This is a genomic window from Stenotrophomonas sp. MH181796, from assembly GCF_009659995.1.
Classification (GTDB): domain Bacteria; phylum Pseudomonadota; class Gammaproteobacteria; order Xanthomonadales; family Xanthomonadaceae; genus Stenotrophomonas; species Stenotrophomonas riyadhensis.
Genome location: NZ_RAHU01000002.1, coordinates 111,939 through 129,592, shown reverse-complemented (window position 1 = coordinate 129,592; position 17,654 = coordinate 111,939). Strand labels below are relative to the sequence as shown.

The 17,654-nt window shown below is 68.6% G+C and carries 18 protein-coding genes; 16 read left to right on the top strand and 2 right to left on the bottom strand.

The annotated features are described in order from the left end of the window. The first annotated feature begins 67 nt into the window (after positions 1–67). Together D5301_RS04350 and D5301_RS04345 are read left to right on the top strand one after the other, a co-directional pair. Complete coding sequence (locus D5301_RS04350; protein ID WP_153854931.1) at positions 68–766, top strand: AraC family transcriptional regulator; 699 nt, start codon at positions 68–70, stop codon at positions 764–766. A 209-nt stretch (positions 767–975) separates the two neighbouring features. Continuing rightward, positions 976–1,926, top strand: coding sequence for a DMT family transporter (locus D5301_RS04345; protein ID WP_153854930.1), 951 nt, complete (start codon positions 976–978; stop codon positions 1,924–1,926). Positions 1,927–1,935: 9 nt separating this feature from the next. On the opposite strand, the gene D5301_RS24005 is transcribed toward D5301_RS04345, so the two are convergent. Beyond that, on the bottom strand, positions 1,936–2,256 hold the full coding sequence (locus tag D5301_RS24005) for a hypothetical protein (protein WP_180847209.1): 321 nt from the start codon (positions 2,254–2,256) through the stop codon (positions 1,936–1,938). 27 nt (positions 2,257–2,283) lie between these two features. On the opposite strand from D5301_RS24005, the gene thrA reads away from it, so the two are divergent. The 3 genes from thrA to thrC are packed head-to-tail and all read left to right on the top strand — an operon-like array spanning position 2,284 to position 7,015. Then, entirely contained in the window at positions 2,284–4,788 is a 2,505-nt protein-coding gene (thrA, locus tag D5301_RS04340) for a bifunctional aspartate kinase/homoserine dehydrogenase I (protein WP_153854929.1), read from the top strand. After that, positions 4,785–5,699, top strand: a complete 915-nt coding sequence (locus D5301_RS04335; protein ID WP_324187262.1) for a homoserine kinase — start codon at positions 4,785–4,787, stop codon at positions 5,697–5,699. Before thrA ends, D5301_RS04335 begins: the two co-directional genes overlap by 4 nt. Before the next feature lie 29 nt (positions 5,700–5,728). Beyond that, positions 5,729–7,015 (top strand): threonine synthase, encoded by a 1,287-nt coding sequence (thrC, locus tag D5301_RS04330; RefSeq protein ID WP_153854928.1) that lies wholly within the window; start codon positions 5,729–5,731, stop codon positions 7,013–7,015. Positions 7,016–7,115: 100 nt separating this feature from the next. Here thrC and D5301_RS04325 read toward each other — a convergent pair whose 3' ends face one another. Next, a complete protein-coding gene (locus D5301_RS04325) occupies positions 7,116–7,868 on the bottom strand; it encodes a helix-turn-helix domain-containing protein (RefSeq protein WP_032127414.1) in 753 nt (250 codons plus the stop codon). Between the two features lie 128 nt (positions 7,869–7,996). On the opposite strand from D5301_RS04325, the gene hisS reads away from it, so the two are divergent. The 11 genes from hisS (at position 7,997) to hisIE (ending at position 17,593) form a co-directional block, all read left to right on the top strand. Next, positions 7,997–9,394: a histidine--tRNA ligase gene (hisS, locus tag D5301_RS04320; protein WP_324187261.1), complete on the top strand. Its 1,398-nt coding sequence runs from the start codon at positions 7,997–7,999 to the stop codon at positions 9,392–9,394. Positions 9,395–9,414: 20 nt separating this feature from the next. After that, entirely contained in the window at positions 9,415–9,687 is a 273-nt protein-coding gene (locus tag D5301_RS04315; protein WP_228756315.1) for a hypothetical protein, read from the top strand. Positions 9,688–10,157: 470 nt separating this feature from the next. Beyond that, the gene (locus D5301_RS04310) at positions 10,158–10,484 is read left to right on the top strand and encodes a YerC/YecD family TrpR-related protein (protein ID WP_153854926.1); all 327 of its coding nucleotides are present in this window, start codon (positions 10,158–10,160) and stop codon (positions 10,482–10,484) included. A gap of 34 nt (positions 10,485–10,518) precedes the next feature. Next, positions 10,519–11,430 (top strand): ATP phosphoribosyltransferase, encoded by a 912-nt coding sequence (hisG, locus tag D5301_RS04305; RefSeq protein ID WP_010482592.1) that lies wholly within the window; start codon positions 10,519–10,521, stop codon positions 11,428–11,430. Continuing rightward, positions 11,427–12,722 (top strand): histidinol dehydrogenase, encoded by a 1,296-nt coding sequence (gene hisD / locus D5301_RS04300; protein ID WP_153854925.1) that lies wholly within the window; start codon positions 11,427–11,429, stop codon positions 12,720–12,722. The genes hisG and hisD overlap by 4 nt, the downstream gene beginning before the upstream one ends. Next, on the top strand, positions 12,719–13,813 hold the full coding sequence (gene hisC / locus D5301_RS04295; protein ID WP_153854924.1) for a histidinol-phosphate transaminase: 1,095 nt from the start codon (positions 12,719–12,721) through the stop codon (positions 13,811–13,813). Before hisD ends, hisC begins: the two co-directional genes overlap by 4 nt. Then, on the top strand, positions 13,810–14,883 hold the full coding sequence (gene hisB, locus D5301_RS04290; RefSeq protein WP_153854923.1) for a bifunctional histidinol-phosphatase/imidazoleglycerol-phosphate dehydratase HisB: 1,074 nt from the start codon (positions 13,810–13,812) through the stop codon (positions 14,881–14,883). The genes hisC and hisB overlap by 4 nt, the downstream gene beginning before the upstream one ends. Continuing rightward, complete coding sequence (gene hisH, locus D5301_RS04285; protein WP_008268504.1) at positions 14,880–15,482, top strand: imidazole glycerol phosphate synthase subunit HisH; 603 nt, start codon at positions 14,880–14,882, stop codon at positions 15,480–15,482. Before hisB ends, hisH begins: the two co-directional genes overlap by 4 nt. Then, a complete protein-coding gene (gene hisA / locus D5301_RS04280) occupies positions 15,479–16,213 on the top strand; it encodes a 1-(5-phosphoribosyl)-5-[(5-phosphoribosylamino)methylideneamino]imidazole-4-carboxamide isomerase (protein WP_153854922.1) in 735 nt (244 codons plus the stop codon). The genes hisH and hisA overlap by 4 nt, the downstream gene beginning before the upstream one ends. Beyond that, positions 16,207–16,983 (top strand): imidazole glycerol phosphate synthase subunit HisF, encoded by a 777-nt coding sequence (hisF, locus tag D5301_RS04275; RefSeq protein ID WP_005409431.1) that lies wholly within the window; start codon positions 16,207–16,209, stop codon positions 16,981–16,983. Before hisA ends, hisF begins: the two co-directional genes overlap by 7 nt. Then, positions 16,973–17,593 (top strand): bifunctional phosphoribosyl-AMP cyclohydrolase/phosphoribosyl-ATP diphosphatase HisIE, encoded by a 621-nt coding sequence (gene hisIE, locus D5301_RS04270; protein ID WP_110712132.1) that lies wholly within the window; start codon positions 16,973–16,975, stop codon positions 17,591–17,593. The genes hisF and hisIE overlap by 11 nt, the downstream gene beginning before the upstream one ends. Positions 17,594–17,654: the final 61 nt, after the last annotated feature.

Sequence of the window (17,654 nt, the reverse complement as noted above, 5' to 3'; positions counted from 1 at the left end):
GCGTTGGATGACGGATCGACTATAGCAGCGGTTTGCACGGCCGTTGTTACACGCGCACACTGCCCGGATGGGCGCCATCTTCCACCTGCGGCACTACGGCCAGGCCACCGGCCTGGACCGCCATGACTACGCGCAGTGGGTGCTGCCGCTGCAGGGCGAACTGCACTTCGAGATGGAAGGCCGCGGTGGTCGCCTCGACCTGCTGCAGGGGGTTTTCGTCGCGGCCGGCGAAGCGCATGACCAGATGGCCGATGGCCCGAACGGTTTCGTGATCGTCGATTGTCCTCCCGGCGTGCTTGATGACGGCACGCAGGAGCATCTGTGCCGGCAGCGCTGGCTGCACCTGCCGCATGCGCTGCGACAACGCCTGGCGGGCGTGCAGGACGGGCAGCCGATGCCGGCCCTGCTGCCGCAGCTGCTGCAGGTGTTTGCACCGGCCGGCAGTGGCGCGCGCATGCAGGGACTGTGTGCGGCAGTGCAGGCCGATCCGGGCCAGGCGTGGCCGGTGGCGCGCATGGCCGCGTCTGTCGGGGTCAGCGAGAGCCGGTTGCACGCGCTGTTCCAGCGTGAGTTCGGGCTCAGCCCCCAGGCATGGCTCAGTACATGCCGGTTGCGCTGGGCCAAGCACCAGCTGCGCACCAGCACGGCGCCGATCAGTGATATCGCGCTGGCCGCAGGCTATTCCGAGCAGAGCGCACTGACCCGCGCGCTGCGCCGTGAGTGTGGGCAGACCCCCGCCGCGTGGCGCAGGAGCGCCGGACTGTAGCGTCGAGCCAGGCTCGAGTGCTTCTGCACCGACCACCTCGCGAACGGCAGTCGAGCATGGCTCGACGCTACAAAAGCCGGTGTCCTGTAGAGCCGAGCCCATGCTCGGCTTCCCATAGGCGCGGCCGGCCAGGGCAGTAGCCTCGGTCAAGAGCGCCCAGCGGCCAGCGCTTACACTGCGCGGCCTGTTCTCCCCCCCGAAGAACCCGAATGCGCAACAACCCGATGGCCTTGGGCATCGCCAATGGCGTTGCCGCTGGCGCACTGTGGGGCGTGGTTTTCCTCGCGCCCGCCGTACTGCAGTCGTTCAATGCCCTGCAACTGTCCGCCGGTCGCTATCTGGTCTACGGCCTGATCGCCGTAGCCCTGCTGCTGCCACGCTGGAAGCGGTTGGCGCCACGGCTCGGCCGCGCCGAGTGGATCGGCCTGCTGTGGCTGAGCCTGGCCGGGAACCTGGTGTATTTCCTGCTGCTGGCGACGGCGGTGCAGTGGGCCGGCGGTGCGGCGGCGTCTTTGATCGTCGGCTTGATTCCGGTAGTGGTGACCCTGGTCGGTGTGCGCGAGCAGGGCGCTGTACCGCTGAAGCAGCTGCTGCCGGCACTGGGGCTGTGCGTGCTGGGCGTGGCACTGGTTGGCTGGGAAGCACTGATGTCCGAGCATCTGGCAACCCCGTGGCGGCAGCGCCTGATCGGCCTGCTGTGCGCATTCGGCGCGCTGTTCTCGTGGGCGTTGTACTCGATCGGCAACAGCCGCTGGCTGGCGCGCCGACCGGACTTGTCCAGCCACGACTGGTCGCTGCTGACTGGCGTCACCACCGGCGGCCTGGCTCTGCTGTTGGTGCCGATGGCCTTCATCGGCCACGCCGGCGGGCACACGGCGACGCAGTGGAGTGGTTTCTGGGCGATCAGTGCGGGTGTAGCGGTGGTCGCCTCGATCCTTGGCAATGCGTTCTGGAACCGTGCCAGCCGCCTGCTGCCCCTGACCCTGACCGGCCAGATGATCGTATTCGAGACCCTGTTCGCGTTGCTCTACGCATTCGCCTGGCAGCAGCGGTGGCCCTCGCTGCTGGAAGCGCTGGCGATCGTGTTCCTGGTGGCCGGCGTGATGCTGTGCGCGCATGCGCATCGCACGCCCCGTGCGATCGCCGAACATGCCGGCTGAATGCGGCCGTCAAGCATGCTGATGGCCGCTTGGTCTCAGATGCAACCAAATGCCGGCACGTTGGCCGATGATCGCGGCAACGATTTTTTGCATCGCAGCACTTGACAGCGGCCCGGCGCACGGTGTTTTCTGTGCGTCATGGTTCTTGATGCCGCCCATGCCAGCCTGATCGCCCCCGCCACTGCGGGCCGTTCGACTGCGCCGGTCGCCACCACCACCATTACCACCACCACCGTCACCACTGCCCTGGTGCGGCCCGTCGTCTTCGTGTAACTCCCGAAAACCACGGCCCCGCACCATACAGGTGGCGGGGAAACTCGACACCTGCATGCGACGGGGCCTCCTACCGAGGTCTGCATGTCTTCCCACGCCCCCGCTCATCCCGTTGCCCCGGCCGATCTGGCTGCACCGTCCATCGTCGTGCACAAGTTCGGTGGCACCTCGGTGGCCGATGCCGAACGCTACCGCCATGTTGCCGGCCTGCTGCTGGCCCGCCCCGAATCGCTGCAGGTCACTGTCGTCTCGGCGATGAAGGGCGTCACCGACGCACTGATCGATCTGGCCCAGCTGGCAGCCAAGGGGGACGACGGCTGGCGCGAGGCCTGGCATGCGCTGCGCGCGCGCCATCGTGGCGCCGCCGTGGCCCTGCTGGGCGAGCAGGTGGGCGAGACCGTCGAATGGATCGACGCCCGCTTCGATCAACTGGCCGAAGTGCTGGCGGCGTTGGCGGTGATCGGCGAGCTGCCACGCGAAGTACTCGACCGCGTGCAGGGCCTGGGCGAAGTGTTCTCCGCGCAGCTGCTCGGCACGCACCTGCAGGCGCTGGGCGCAGACTGTGCAGTGCTGGATGCGCGCGACGTGCTGGTGGTGGGGCATGGCGAACTGGGTGTCGATGTCGACTGGGAAGCCAGCGCCGACCGCCTCGCCAAGTGGCGGCTGCAGCATCCGCAGCCGCGCCTGGTTGCCACCGGCTTCGTCGCACGTGATCGCGATGACCGCATCACCACGCTCGGCCGCAACGGCAGCGACTACTCCGGTGCGATCTTCGCCGCGCTGTTCAACGCCGATGAACTGCACATCTGGACCGATGTCGACGGCGTGCTGTCGGCCGACCCGCGGCTGGTGCCCGAGGCGGTGCAGCTGGAGTCGCTGAGCTACGACGAGGCCTGCGAGCTGGCTTATTTCGGCGCCAAGGTGGTGCACCCGCAGACGATGTCGCCGGCGATCCGCCTCGGCCTGCCGATCTTCATCCGCAATACCTTCCAGCCGACGCATCCGGGGACGCGCATCAGCGCCGAGCGCTCGCCGCGCGGGCCGGTGAAGGGCCTGACCCTGAGCCCCGGCTTGGCCCTGTTGAACCTGGAAGGCACCGGTCTGATCGGCGTGCCGGGCACTGCAGAGCGCGTATTCGCCGCCCTGCGCCAGGCGCAGGTGTCGGTGGTGATGATCTCGCAGGGGTCGTCGGAACATTCGATCTGCTGCGTGGTGCGTGCTGCTGAAGCCGGCCGTGGCCGCGAGGCACTGCTGCACGCGTTCGCGCATGAGCTGTCGGTGGGCCAGGTGCAGCGCGTGCAGGTCAGCGAAGGGGTCAGTGTGCTGGCCGCGGTCGGTGACGGCATGGCCGGCCAGCCCGGCGTGGCCGCACGTCTGTTCGAGGCGCTGGGCCGTGCGCAGGTGAACATCCTGGCGATCGCGCAGGGCTCGTCCGAGCGCAACATTTCAGTGGCGGTGGACAGTGCCGATGCCACCCGCGCCTTGCGCGCCGCGCATGCCGGCTTCTGGCTGTCGCCGCAGACGTTTGCGGTCGGTGTGATCGGGCCGGGCAACGTCGGTGCCGCACTGCTGGACCAGTTGCTGGCCGCACGCCCGCAGCTGCTGGCCAAGGCCAATGTGGATCTGCGCCTGCGCGCGCTGGCCTCGCGTTCGCGCATGCGCCTGGAAGTGGATGGCCTGCACGCCGACTGGCGGGAGGCCTTGCGCGAAGCGGGCGAGTCCAGCGATCTGGATCGTTTCACCGAACACCTGCTGGCCGCGCACCTGCCGCATGCGGTGGTGATCGACTGCAGTGGCAGTGCCGAGGTGGCCGAGCGCTATGAGGGCTGGCTGGCGGCCGGCATCCACGTGGTCACCCCCAACAAACAGGCTGGTGCCGGGCCGCTGCCGCGCTACCAGCGCATCCGCGCCGCTGCGGCGGCCAGTGGTGCGCGCTTCCGCTACGAGGCCACGGTCGGCGCGGGCCTGCCGGTGATCACCACGCTGCGTGATCTGGTCGATACCGGTGACGAGGTGCTGGCGATTGAAGGCATCTTCTCCGGCACGTTGGCCTGGCTGTTCAACCGCTTCGATGGCAGCCAGCCGTTCTCGCAGCTGGTCGCGCAGGCGCGGTCGATGGGCTACACCGAGCCGGACCCGCGCGATGATCTTTCGGGTGTGGATGTGGCGCGCAAGCTGGTGATCCTCGCCCGCGAAGCCGGCCACGCGCTCAGCCTGGAACAGGTACAGGTAGAAAGCCTTGTGCCGGCGCTGCTGCGCGACGGCAGCGTGGATGAGTTCATGGCGCGGCTGGGTGAGTCTGATGCCAGCCTGCTGCAGCGCCTGCAGGACGCGCGGGCGCGGGGGGCGGTGCTGCGCTATGTGGCACAGCTGGGTGCCGATGGCGCCTCGGTCGGTCTGCAGGAGCTGCCGGCCGATCACGCCTTCGCCAACCTGCGGCTGACCGACAACGTGGTGCAGTTCCGCACCCGCCGTTACTGCGACAACCCGCTGGTGGTGCAGGGGCCGGGTGCTGGACCGGAAGTCACGGCGGCCGGCGTGTTCGCTGACCTGCTGCGGGTGGCCGCCGGCGAAGGAGCGCGGCTGTGATTGCACGTGCGTTCGCGCCCGCCTCGGTGGCCAACGTAGCGGTGGGCTTCGACATTCTCGGCCATGCCATTGCCGGTGTTGGCGATACGGTGAGCGTGCGCCGCATCGACGAGCCGGTGGTGCGCATCGAGGCGATCCGCGGCAGCGTCGTCGAGCTGCCACTGGATGCGGCCGGAAACACGGCAGGTGCTGCGTTGATGTCGCTGCGCGCAGGGCTGGGCCTGGACTTCGGTTTCGCGGTGGAAATCGACAAGGGCATTCCGTTCGGTTCCGGCATGGGCGGTTCGGCAGCGTCATGCGTTGCTGCGTTGGTTGCTGCCAACGCGCTGCTGGATGCACCGCTGTCGCGTGAGGCGCTGTACCCGTTTGCGCTGGATGGCGAGGCAGTGGCCAGTGGTGGCCGTCACGGTGACAACGTCGGCCCGCTGCTGCTGGGTGGCCTGGCGTTGTGTACGGCTGATCGCCTGTTGCCGATCCCGGTGCCGGCCAGCTGGCACAGCCTGCTGGTGCATCCGCACGCGGTGCTGGAAACACGCCGCGCACGCCAGGCCCTGCAGGGCAGCTATGCGCTGGGCGAGTTCGTGGCACAGAGCGCGAACCTCGCACTGGTGCTCAGTGGTTGCCATCGCAGCGATGCCGCACTGGTGCGCGCGGGATTGCGCGACGTGCTGGTGGAGCCGCGCCGGGCCGGATTGATTGCCGGCTTCGAAGCTGCCCGTGATGCGGCGCTGTCGGCCCATGCAATGGGCGCAGGCATCTCCGGTGCCGGACCCAGCGTGTTTGCCTGGTTCGAGGATGCCGACCAGGCACTTGCCGCCGCCACATCGGTGCAGGCCGCATTTGCGGCCGCAGGTTTCGACAGCGATGCTTGGGTGTCACCGCTGGATGCACCGGGAGCTCGCTTGTGCTGAATCCTTCCCCTTTACTGGATACCCAACCCATGCAATTTGTTTCGACCCGCGGCCAGTCTCCGGCCGTTGGCCTCAGCGCGGCGATCGCCGCCGGATTGGCGCCCGATGGTGGGCTGTATGTCCCCGCGCTTCTGCCGGCCGTCCGCGAACTGCAGGCCGGGCCGACCCTGGCCGATACCGCCGCCGATCTGCTGGCACCGTTCTTTGCTGGCGACGCACTTGAGACCGCGCTTCCGGCGATCTGCCGCGAGGCGTTCGACTTCCCAGTGCCGCTGCGTGCGCTCGGCGATGGCGACCACGTGCTGGAGCTGTTCCATGGGCCGACGGCGGCGTTCAAGGACATCGGCGCGCGCTTCCTGGCCGGTACGCTTTCGCGGCTGCAGGCCGGCAAGGGCCGCGATCTGACGATCGTGGTCGCCACGTCCGGCGATACCGGTGCCGCCGTTGCGGCGGCCTTCCATCGCCAGCCGGGCGTGCGCGTGGTGGTGCTGTATCCGGATGGCCGCGTATCTCCGCGCCAGGCGCACCAGCTCGGTTGTTTCGGCGACAACATCCAGGCGCTGCGTGTGGCGGGCGCATTCGACGATTGCCAGGCGATGGTCAAGCAGGCGCTGGCTGACCGCGAACTGCAGGCGCAGGTGCCGTTGAGCTCGGCCAACAGCATCAGCCTCGGCCGACTGCTGCCGCAGATGAGCTATTACGCACATGCAGCGTTGACCCACTACGCGGCGCATCGTCGCCGGCTCAACCTGGTGGTGCCGACCGGCAATCTTGGCAACGCGATGGCGGCCGTGCTGGCGCGAGCGCTGGGCGTGCCGATCGGGCAGATCGTGCTGGCCACCAATGCCAATGCCGTGCTGCCGGCGTACTTCAATGGTGGCGACTACCAGCCGCAGGCCAGTGTGGCGACGGTGGCCAATGCAATGGATGTGGGGGCGCCGAGCAACTTCGAGCGACTGCGCTGGCTCTACCGCGGCGACGACGCGGAACTGCGTGCTGCGTTCCGCGCGTTCGCGGTGGATGACGTGACCATCCGCGCGACGATTGCGGCAGCGCATGCCAGCCGCGGCGAGCTGTTCTGCCCGCACACGGCGACGGCGGTGAAGGTGCTGCAGGACCTGCGTGCGCGCGGTGCCAAGGGCGACTGGGCGGTGGTGGCCACGGCGCATCCGGCCAAGTTCGAGGCCGTGGTCGAGCCGCTGATCGGCGAAGCGGTGGCGGTGCCGCCTGTGCTGGATGCGTTGCTGCAGCGGCCGGCGCACGCCGAACCGTTGGCGGCCGATTACACGGCGTTGCGTGAGGTGTTGCTGCGCTGACCGGCGATGGACGCGGTTGCCGGCCAGCGGCCGGCACTACCAGGGAAATGCATTCGGGTAGTGCCGGCCGCTGGCCGCCAACCCCACGGACCGCATGCGGTCAGATCAACCCTTCACCGGCCAGCGTGCGCAGCCCGTCCTCGTCGAGGATCTCCACCACGTTCAGGTGGGGCAGGGCGATCAGCCCTTGCTGGCGCAGCTTGGTGAAAGTGCGGCTGACCGTTTCCATGGTCAGGCCCAGATGGTCGGCGATATCGCCGCGGCCCATCGGCAGCGATACGCGCAGGCCGTCGCCACCCAGCTTGGCCTCGCGTGCGGCCAGGCGCAGCAGGAAATCGGCCAGCTTCTCGGCCGGCTGCAGGCGTGCCAGCGCCAGCGCGGCGTCCTGCGCGGCATCCAGTTCCTGGCACGCGCGCTGCAGCAGCTTGCGCTCCAGGTGCGGGAAACGGCTGCGCAGGGCCTTCATCTGTGGCAGCGCGACGCGGCATACACGGCTGTCGGCGATGGCCTCGATGTCGTAGCGGTGGTGGTCGCTGCCGCTCAGGCCCAGGTAGTCGCCGGGCAGCACGAAGCCGTTGATCTGGCGGCGGCCGTCGGCCAGGGTGCGCACCAGGCGCAGTGCGCCGCCGGTCAATGTATAGACATGGTCGCGCTCTTCACCGGTGCGGGCCAGCGTGCTGCCCATGCTGACCTGCTGCGAGACGGTGACCTGCTCCAGCGCCTGCACTTCATCGGGCGACAGCGCCGAGCACACCGCAAGGTGGCGAACCGAGCAGTGCAGGCAGTCCAGCGTGGTGCAGGACGGCGAGGCGGGATCGTTGGTGGCGGGCGGAGCGCCGGAAGGCCGTGACATGTTGCGGGGGGGCGTATCGCGGGCGGGGAGGGCCTTATGATACTTCAAGCGGCCGTTCGACCCTGCCCGTGGCGGGGGCGCTAGAATGTCGCCCCCTCCCACGTCCCGTTCCAGCAGGAGTTCCGCCCGTGATCAAGCCCCGTACCCCGCCCGGCACCCTTGAACTGCTGCCGCGCGAGCAGATTGCGTTCCAGCGCATGCTGGACGTCATCCGCCGCAACTACGAGCGCTTCGGGTTCCTGCCGGTGGAGACGCCGGTGTTCGAGCTGTCCGACGTGCTGCTGACCAAGTCCGGTGGCGAGACTGAGCGCCAGGTGTACTTCGTGCAGTCCACCGGCGCGCTGGCCAACGCGGCCGAATCGGGTGACCGCTCGCTGCCGGAAATGGCGCTGCGCTTCGACCTGACCGTGCCGCTGGCACGCTACGTGGCCGAGCACGAACACGAACTGACCTTCCCGTTCCGCCGCTACCAGATGCAGCGCGTCTACCGCGGCGAGCGCGCCCAGCGCGGTCGTTTCCGCGAGTTCTACCAGTGCGACATCGATGTGATCGGCAAGGACAGCCTGAGCGTGCGTTACGACGCCGAGGTGCTGGCGGTCATCCATGCGGTGTTCTCGGAACTGCGCATCGGTGATTTCAGCATCCAGCTGAACAACCGCAAGCTGATGCGCGGCTTCTTCGAGAGCCTGGGCGTGGCCGAAGGCGAGCGCCAGCTGGCGGTGCTGCGCGAAGTGGACAAGCTGGACAAGCGCGGCGCCGATTACGTGCGCGAGACGCTGGTGGGCGAGGGCTTCGACATTCCGGCCGAGCAGGTCGAGAAGATCCTGTCGATCGTGGCCGTGCGTTCGCAGGGCCATGCCGATGCGCTGGCGCAGCTGGCAACGCTGGAAGCCGACGCCGGTTCTTCGGAGATCCTGCGTACCGGCATCGCCGAACTGCGCGAAGTGCTGCAGCTGGTGCAGGCGCTGGGCGTGCCGGAAACCGCGTATTGCCTGAACTTCTCCATTGCGCGCGGCCTGGACTACTACACCGGTACCGTCTACGAGACCACGCTGACCGACCACCCGCAGATCGGCTCGATCTGCTCGGGCGGCCGTTACGAAGACCTGGCCAGCCACTACAGCAAGTCGAAGCTGCCGGGCGTGGGTATCTCCATTGGCCTGTCGCGTCTGTTCTGGCAGCTGCGCGAGGCGGGCCTGATCGACGGCATCGAAGCCAGCAGCGTGCAGGCGCTGGTGGCGCTGATGGACGAGCAGGGCATGCCGCAGTCGCTGGACATTGCCCGCCGCCTGCGTGCCGGTGGCATCAACACCGAAGTGCAGATGGAGCCGAAGAAGATCGGCAAGCAGTTCCAGTACGCGGCCAAGGCCGGCATCCGCTTCGTGGTGCTGGTCGGTGAGGATGAACTGGCGCGCGGCGTGGTGGCAGTGAAGGACCTGCTGCGCGAGCAGCAGTTCGAAGTCTCCCGCGACGAGCTGGCCAGCACCCTGCTGGTGGAGCTGGAGCAGTCGAAGGCGATGGTGTGATGCGGGCCGCGGCAGGAGGGTTGATCGTCCTCCTGCTGGCGGGCTGCCAGAGCGACCCGGCGCTGCACAGTGCACGGATCGGTCCGGCGCAGTATCGGCTGGTGGTTGATCGCTGCCATGCGATCGACCGCGCACAGCTGGAGGACGACCTTCAGGCCCTGGCCTCGCGCAAGTGTCCCGCGGGTGTGGGGTCATTGGAGAACATCCAGCCCCTGCCGAGCCGGCAGGGCAGCCTGTTTGGCGAATGCCTGCGGCGCGGCGCGCTGCAGGCGGAGGTGCGCTGTCTGCCCTGAGTCGGGCCAGGTTGTTGATTTGAAAGCAGAACGCCCGCCCCTTGGTGGGCGTTTTGCGTTTCTGGACGAAGCGCAGTCGAGCATGGCTCGACTCTACAAAAGCCTTTCTCGATCACTTTCCCAGCGAGATCCAGCAGATCGCGGCCAACCGTCGAAGGTGGGGTGGGTCCGGTTGAGGGGGCGTGAGCCGCATGGGCCCGAGGCATGCCTCGGGCGGGTTGGGCAGGACGCCCAACCCCGGCCTTGCCGTGTGCGCAGGATTGCGCACACGAGCAAGCGGCGACCGAGCTTACATGGACGTACTTGCAGCGTCCCCCTCGACCGGACCCACCCCGCCATCCCAAGGAATGCCCGCTGTTGCTCTGGCTCTTGCCTCTGCGGGTGCAGGGCAGCAGCCCTGCGGCCCCCTCAATCCTCGATTTGACGCACTGCGCAAGAATGCGCTAATGTACTAACGCGCTATTACATTGATGCATGGATACGACCCCGTGAAAGCCCGCCCCGAGATTGCCGCCAAAGACCCGAAGGCCGACCTGGAAGCCCTGGCCCAAGCCTTTGCCGCCCTGCGCGAGCCGGAACAGGTCGAGGCCTTCCTGCGTGACCTGTGCACCCCGGCCGAGCTGGAAGCCATGGCCGACCGCTGGAAAGTGGTGCCGCTGCTGCAGCAGGGCGTGCCGTACCGCGAGATCCACGAGCGCACCGGCGTCAGCGTGACCACCACCGGACGGGTGGCACGCACGCTCGAGCATGGCCATCAAGGCTATGCCGCCGCCATCGACCGCCTTGTCTCGCGCTGATCCGCGCCCCGTTCCGAACTTCGAGACCTCCCCCATGAGTGCAACCCAGGCAGCACCGGCACGCGACCGGCTGCGCATTGCCATCCAGAAGAGTGGCCGGCTGGCCGAGCCCGCCCGCAACCTGCTCAGCGCCTGCGGCCTGAGCTGGCGCGAGAGCCGCGACAAGCTGTTCTGCTACGGCGAATCGCTGCCGGTCGACCTGCTGCTGGTGCGCGACGACGACATCCCCGGCCTGATCGCCGACGGCGTCTGCGACCTCGGCATCGTCGGCCGCAACGAGCTGGACGAACAGGCCGCGGCACGCCGTCAGATCGGCCTGCCGGACGCCTATCAGGCGCTGCGCGGGTTGGGCTTCGGCCAGTGCCGGTTGATGCTGGCGGTGCCCGAGGAATGGCAGTGGCAGGGTCCGGCGCAGCTGGCCGGCACCCGCATCGCCACCAGTTACCCGGCCATCCTCAAGCAGTGGCTGGCCGAGCAGGGCGTGGACGCACAGGTGGTCGAGCTGTCCGGTTCGGTGGAAATCGCTCCGCGCCTGGGCACCGCCGACCTCATCTGCGATCTGGTGTCCAGCGGCGCCACCCTGCGCGCGAATCAGCTGACCCCGGTGCACAATCTGCTCGACAGCGAGGCAGTGCTGGCCGGTGCGGTGCGCGTGCCGGATGATGCACGTGCATCGCTGCGCGCGATGCTGCTGCGCCGCCTCGACGGTGTGGTGCAGCGCCAGGACCGCAAGCTGCTGATGTTCCGTGCCAGCGAGGACCGCGTCGACGCGCTGGCGCAGCTGCTGGCCGATGCCGAGCCGCTGGTGCGGTTGCCGGCCGATGGCGGCGCGCTGCGCCTGCAGACCATGTGCCCCGGCCCACTGAGCTGGCAGCGCATGGAGGAACTCGAGCGCGCGGGTGCGCAGGGCCTGATGGTACTGAGCGTGGAGCGGTCGCTGGCATGAACCGTCTGATCTGGTCCCGACTTGATGAGGCCGCGCGCAGCGCGGCACTGACCCGCCCGGTGCAGACCGTGGCGCAGCAGACCCGCGATGCCGTGGCCGCGCTGATCGCACAGGTGCGCGCACAGGGCGACGACGCGCTGCGTGCGATCACCGCGCGCTTCGATGGTGTCGAGTTGCCAGCCTTTGAAGTGAGCGAAGCCGAGTTCGCTGCGGCCGAAGCCGCCGTCCCGGCCGAACTGCGCCAGGCCATGGTGGAAGCCGCCGAACGCATCGCCCGTTTCCACGCCGCCGGCATGGGTACGGGGTATGCGGTGGAAACCGCACCGGGCGTGGTCTGCGAACGCATGCTGCGTCCGATCGGCCGGGTGGGTCTGTATGTGCCGGCCGGCAGCGCGCCGCTGCCGTCCACCGCGCTGATGCTGGGCGTTCCGGCGCAGCTGGCCGGCTGCCCGCAGGTGGTGCTGTGCACGCCTCCGCGCGCCGACGGCAGTGCCGATCCTGCGGTTCTGGTAGCCGCGCGGCTGATCGGCGTGCAGCGCGTATTCAAGCTGGGCGGCGCGCAGGCGATCGCCGCGATGGCCTATGGCACGATCAGCATTCCGGCCTGCGACAAGCTGTTCGGGCCCGGCAACAGCTTCGTCACCGAAGCCAAGCAGCAGGTCGCACAGGATGGCGCTGCCGCCATCGATATGCCGGCTGGTCCCTCCGAAGTACTGGTGATCGCCGATGCCGGCGCCAATCCGGCGTTCGTTGCCGCCGACCTGCTGTCGCAGGCCGAGCACGGTCCGGATTCGCAGGTACTGCTGTTGACCGATGATGCCGCGATGCTGGCGGCGGTCGAGGCTGAGGTGGAGCGCCAGGTGGCCCTGCTGCCGCGCCAGCAGATCGCGCGCCAGGCGCTGTCGGCGTCGCGCCTGATCCAGGTCGATTCGCTGGCCGAGGCGTTCGCGATCAGCAACCGCTACGCGCCCGAGCACCTGATCCTGGCCCTGCGCGATCCGCGCGCGTGGCTGGGAGAGGTGCAGGCAGCCGGCTCGGTGTTCCTCGGCGACTACACGCCCGAGGCACTGGGTGACTATTGCAGCGGCACCAACCACGTGCTGCCCACCGCCGGTGCCGCACGTGCCTACAGCGGTGTCAGCGTGGCCAGCTTCCAGAACCTGATCAGCGTGCAGAGCGCCAGCGCCGCCGGCCTGGCAGCAATCGGCGGCTGCGCACGCATCATCGCCAGCGCCGAAGGCCTGGATGCGCACGAGCGTGCAGTGGCCCTGCGCATGGAGGCAGCGGCATGAACGTGTCTATCGATGAGGTGCTGGCGCTGGTGCGCCCGGACCTGCAGGCCTTCGCTGGCTACAGTTCGGCGCGCAGTGCAGCGGTGCAGGGCGAGGTCTGGTTGAATGCCAACGAATCGGCCTGGGCGAATCCGGCCGACAGCGCCGGCAGCAGCCGTCGCTACCCCGAGCCGCAGCCGCTGGCCCTGCGCGAGGGCCTGGCTGGGCTGTATGGAGTAACGCCGCAGCAGCTGCTGATCGGCCGCGGTAGCGACGAAGCCATTGATCTGCTGGTGCGTGCCCTGTGCGTGCCGGGCCGCGATGGCGTGCTGGTCACGCCGCCAGTGTTCGGCATGTACGCGGTCTGCGCACGCCTGCAGGGCGCCGCACTGATTGAAGTGCCGCTGGTGGATACCGAAGACGGCTTGCGTGCCGATCTGGATGCTGTGATCGATACAGCCAAGGCGCGCAACGCCAAGCTGGTCTTCCTGTGCGCACCGTCCAACCCGGCCGGCAGTGACATCGCCCTGGACGAGATCGAGCGCGTCGCCACTGCTCTGCGTGGGCAGGCCCTGGTGGTGGTGGACGAGGCCTATGTCGAGTATGCGCAGCGCCCGTCGGCGACCACGTTGCTGGCCGCGCACGCCAATCTGGCGGTGCTGCGCACGCTGTCGAAGGCGCATGCACTTGCGGCCGCGCGCATCGGCACCCTGATCGCCGCGCCGGAACTGATTGCCGTACTGCGCCGCTGCCAGGCGCCGTACCCGGTGCCGACCCCGTGCGCCGAGCTGGCCGTGCAGGCGCTGCAGCCGGCCGCACTGGCACGTACCGCCGAGCGCGTGGCCACGGTCATCGCCGAGCGCGAACGCCTGTTCGCTGCGCTGCCGGGCCTGCCTGGCGTTCGTCGCGTGCACCGCTCGGCCGGCAACTACCTGCTGGTCCGCTTCGCTGATGCGCAGGCAGCGTTCGACACCTTGCTGGATGCCGGTGTGGTGGTGCGCGACCAGCGCGCCGCGCCGCAGCTGGGTGATGCGCTGCGTATCAGCATCGGCAGCCTCGAAGAGAATGGCCGCGTGCTTGCGGCCCTGTCGGCGCGGAGGGCCGCAGCATGACCCCGATCCTGTTCATCGACCGCGATGGCACCCTCATCGAGGAGCCGTCCGATTTCCAGATCGACGCCTACGAGAAGCTGCGCTTCGTGCCGCAGGTGATCCCGGCGCTGCTGAAGCTGCGGGATGCCGGCTACCAGTTCGTGATCGTCACCAATCAGGATGGCCTCGGCAGCGACAGCTACCCGCGCGCCAGCTTCGATGGCCCCAACGACCTGATGCTGCAGATCTTCGAGAGCCAGGGGGTCACCTTCCGTGACGTGCTGATCGACTGCAGCTGGCCGCAGGACAAGGCGCCCACCCGCAAGCCGGGCATCGGCCTGATGACCGCTTACCTGCAGGACCGCAGCATCGACTGGGCGCGTTCGGGCATGGTCGGCGACCGTATCACCGACCTGCAGTTCGCCGACAACCTCAACATCCGTGGCTTCCAGCTGCGCACCGAGCAGTTCGGTGGCGAGTGGGACTGGCCGGGCATCGCCCACGCGCTGGCCGATGCGCCGCGCATCGCCGTGGTCCAACGCAACACCAAGGAGACGAGGATCCGCGTTGAACTGGATCTGGACCGTGCCGGTGATGCGCGCATCGCCACCGGACTGCCGTTCTTCGACCACATGCTGGAACAGATCGGCAAGCACGGCGGGTTCGCGCTGGACATCCAGGCCGAGGGCGACCTGCACATCGACGAGCACCACACCATCGAGGACACCGGGCTGGCGCTGGGTCAGGCCCTGCGCGAGGCGCTGGGCGACAAGCGCGGCATCGGCCGCTACGGCTTCACCCTGCCGATGGACGAGACCCTGGCCAGCGCTGCGCTGGATTTCAGCGGCCGCCCCTATTTCGTGTTCGAGGGCGAGTTCAAGCGTGAGCGCGTGGGCGATATGCCGACCGAGCTGGTGCCGCACTTCTTCCGTTCGCTGTGCGACGCCAGCGGCCTGAACCTCAACCTGCAGGTGCGCGGCGACAACGACCACCACAAGGTCGAGGCCTGCTTCAAGGCACTGGCGCGCGCGCTGCGCCCGGCATTGGCCCGCCAGGGCACGGCACTGCCGAGCACCAAGGGGGCGCTGTGAGCGACGTTGCGCTGATCGACGCCGGCGGTGCCAACCTGGGCTCGGTGCGCTACGCATTGGAGCGCCTGGGCGCGACGGTGCGGCTGGTGCGCGATGCGGACGGTCTGGTCGGTGCGCAGCGGGTGATCCTGCCCGGCGTCGGCGCCGCTGGTCCCGGCATGCAGCGCCTGCATGCGCAGGGCCTGGTGGAACCGCTGCAGCGACTGGAGGTGCCGCTGATGGGCATCTGCCTGGGCATGCAATTGCTGTTCGAACGCTCCGAGGAGGCCGGCGTCGAGACACTGGGATTGATTCCGGGCGTGGTGCGCAAGCTGGTACCGGCCTGTGGCATCCGTGTGCCGCACATGGGCTGGAACCGCCTGCTCCCGCTGCGCGAATCGCTGCTGCTGCAAGGCGTGCCGGAGCGCGCCAGCGCCTACTTCGTGCACAGCTATGCGGCGCCACTCAATACCCACACTGTTGCTGCCTGCGACCACGGTGGCCTGTTCACTGCGGTGGTGGAGCAGGGGCGTTACTACGGCGCACAGTTCCACCCCGAGCGCTCCGGTGAGACCGGTTCGCTGATGCTGCGCAACTTCCTCGAGGGCACTGCTGCATGAGTTTCATCGTCTACCCCGCGCTGGATATCCGCGACGGCCGCGTGGTGCGGCTGCGCCAGGGTGACTACGCGCAGGAAACCTCGTATGGCGACGATCCGCTGCCGCGTGCACAGGCCTTCGCTGCGCGGGGCGCGCAGTGGTTGCATCTGGTCGACCTGGACGCTGCGCGTGCCGGTGGCTACACCCTTGCGCCGCTGCTGGCGTCGATCCGTGCGCAGACGCCGCTGCAGGTGCAGACCGGCGGTGGCGTGCGCGGCTGCGACGACGTGGCGCGCATCCTCGATGCCGGCGCCGGCCGCGTGGTGGTGGGTTCGCTGGCAGTACGCCACCCCGACGAAGTGGTCGGCTGGCTGCAAGAGTTCGGTGCCGAGCGCATCACCATCGCGCTGGATGCCCGCCAGGATGCCCAGGGCCAATGGCAGTTGCCGGTGCACGGCTGGACCGAGAACGCCGGCGTGACCCTGGATGACCTGGCCCTGCGTTATGCGCGTGCCGGCATGCGCCACCTGCTGTGCACCGACATCGCCCGCGATGGCATGCTGGCCGGGCCCAACATCAGCCTCTACCAGCACCTGTCGGCGCTGCTGCCGGGCGTGGCGGTGCAGGCCTCCGGTGGCATCCGTGACGTGGCCGATGTGGCCGAGGCGCGTGTTGCCGGCTGCGGCGGTGCCATCCTCGGCAAGGCCCTGCTGGAGCAGCGCATGGACCTGAGCGAGGCGCTGGCATGTTGAGCCGCCGCATCATTCCGTGCCTGGACGTGCGTGATGGCCGCGTGGTCAAGGGCGTGCGCTTCCGCGACCACGTCGACATGGGCGACATCGCCGAACTGGCCCAGCGCTATCGCGACCAGGGGGCGGACGAGCTGGTGTTCTATGACATCGGCGCCAGCCCCGAGGCGCGTTCAGTCGACGTCGCCTGGATCGAGCGCATCGCGCGTCTGATCGATATTCCGTTCTGCGTGGCCGGTGGCATCGACAGCGTGGAAACCGCGCGCCGCGTGCTGTTCGCCGGTGCCGACAAGGTGTCGATCAACTCGCCGGCGCTGGGTCGCCCGGAGCTGATCACCGAGCTGGCAGACGAGTTCGGCGTGCAGTGCGTGGTGGTCGGTGTCGATTCGGTGCGCGAGGCTGATGGCCAGTGGCGGGTACGCCGCTTCAGTGGCGACCCGGACAAGACCCAGGCGGTACCGCTGCGGACCCTGGACTGGATCGTCGAAGCGCAACGGCGTGGCGCTGGCGAGATCGTGCTGAACTGCATGGACAGCGACGGCGTGCGCCGTGGCTACGATGTCGTGCAGCTGCAGCAGGCGCGGGCCCTGTGCCAGGTGCCGCTGATCGCCTCGGGCGGTGCCGGTGCAATGGAACACTTCGCCGAGGCCTTCGACCAGGCCGACGTCGACGGCGCGTTGGCAGCCAGCGTGTTCCACAGCGGCGCCATCGCCATTCCGGAATTGAAGCGCTACCTGCGCGGACAGCAGATCGAGGTGCGGGATGTCTATTGAGGTGAGGCCATCGCTGGATGCGCTGCAGGCGCTGGACTGGGGCAAGGGCGACGGCCTGCTGCCGGCGGTGGTGCAGGATGCCGATACCCTGCAGGTGCTGATGCTCGGCTATGTCAGCGCCGAGTCGCTGGCGGCCACGCTGGCCATCGGCCACATGACCTTCTTCAGCCGCAGCAAGCAGCGGTTGTGGACCAAGGGCGAGCAGTCCGGCAACGTGCTGGTGGTGCAGTCAATCAGCATCGACTGCGATGCCGACACGCTTCTGGTGATGGCACGCCCGGCCGGGCCAACCTGCCATACCGGTGCCGAGAGTTGTTTCGACCAGGCACCGAAGGACTTCCTGGGCGGGCTGGGCCAGCTGGTGGCGATGCGCGAGGCGCAGCGCCCGCCGGGCAGCTACACCACCAGCCTGTTCGAGGGGGGCATCCGCCGCATCGCGCAGAAGGTGGGCGAGGAGGGCGTGGAGACCGCATTGGCCGCCGTGGCGCAGGATGACGAGGCGTTGCTGGGCGAGGCCTCGGACCTGCTGTACCACCTGCTGGTGCTGCTGCGCGCGCGCGGGCTGTCGCTGGATGATGCGCGGGCGGTGCTGGAAAAACGCCATCGTTGAAGAGCGGTAGTGCCGGCCGCTGGCCGGCAACCTCATGATCGTCGGGCATCGGCTGGTTGCC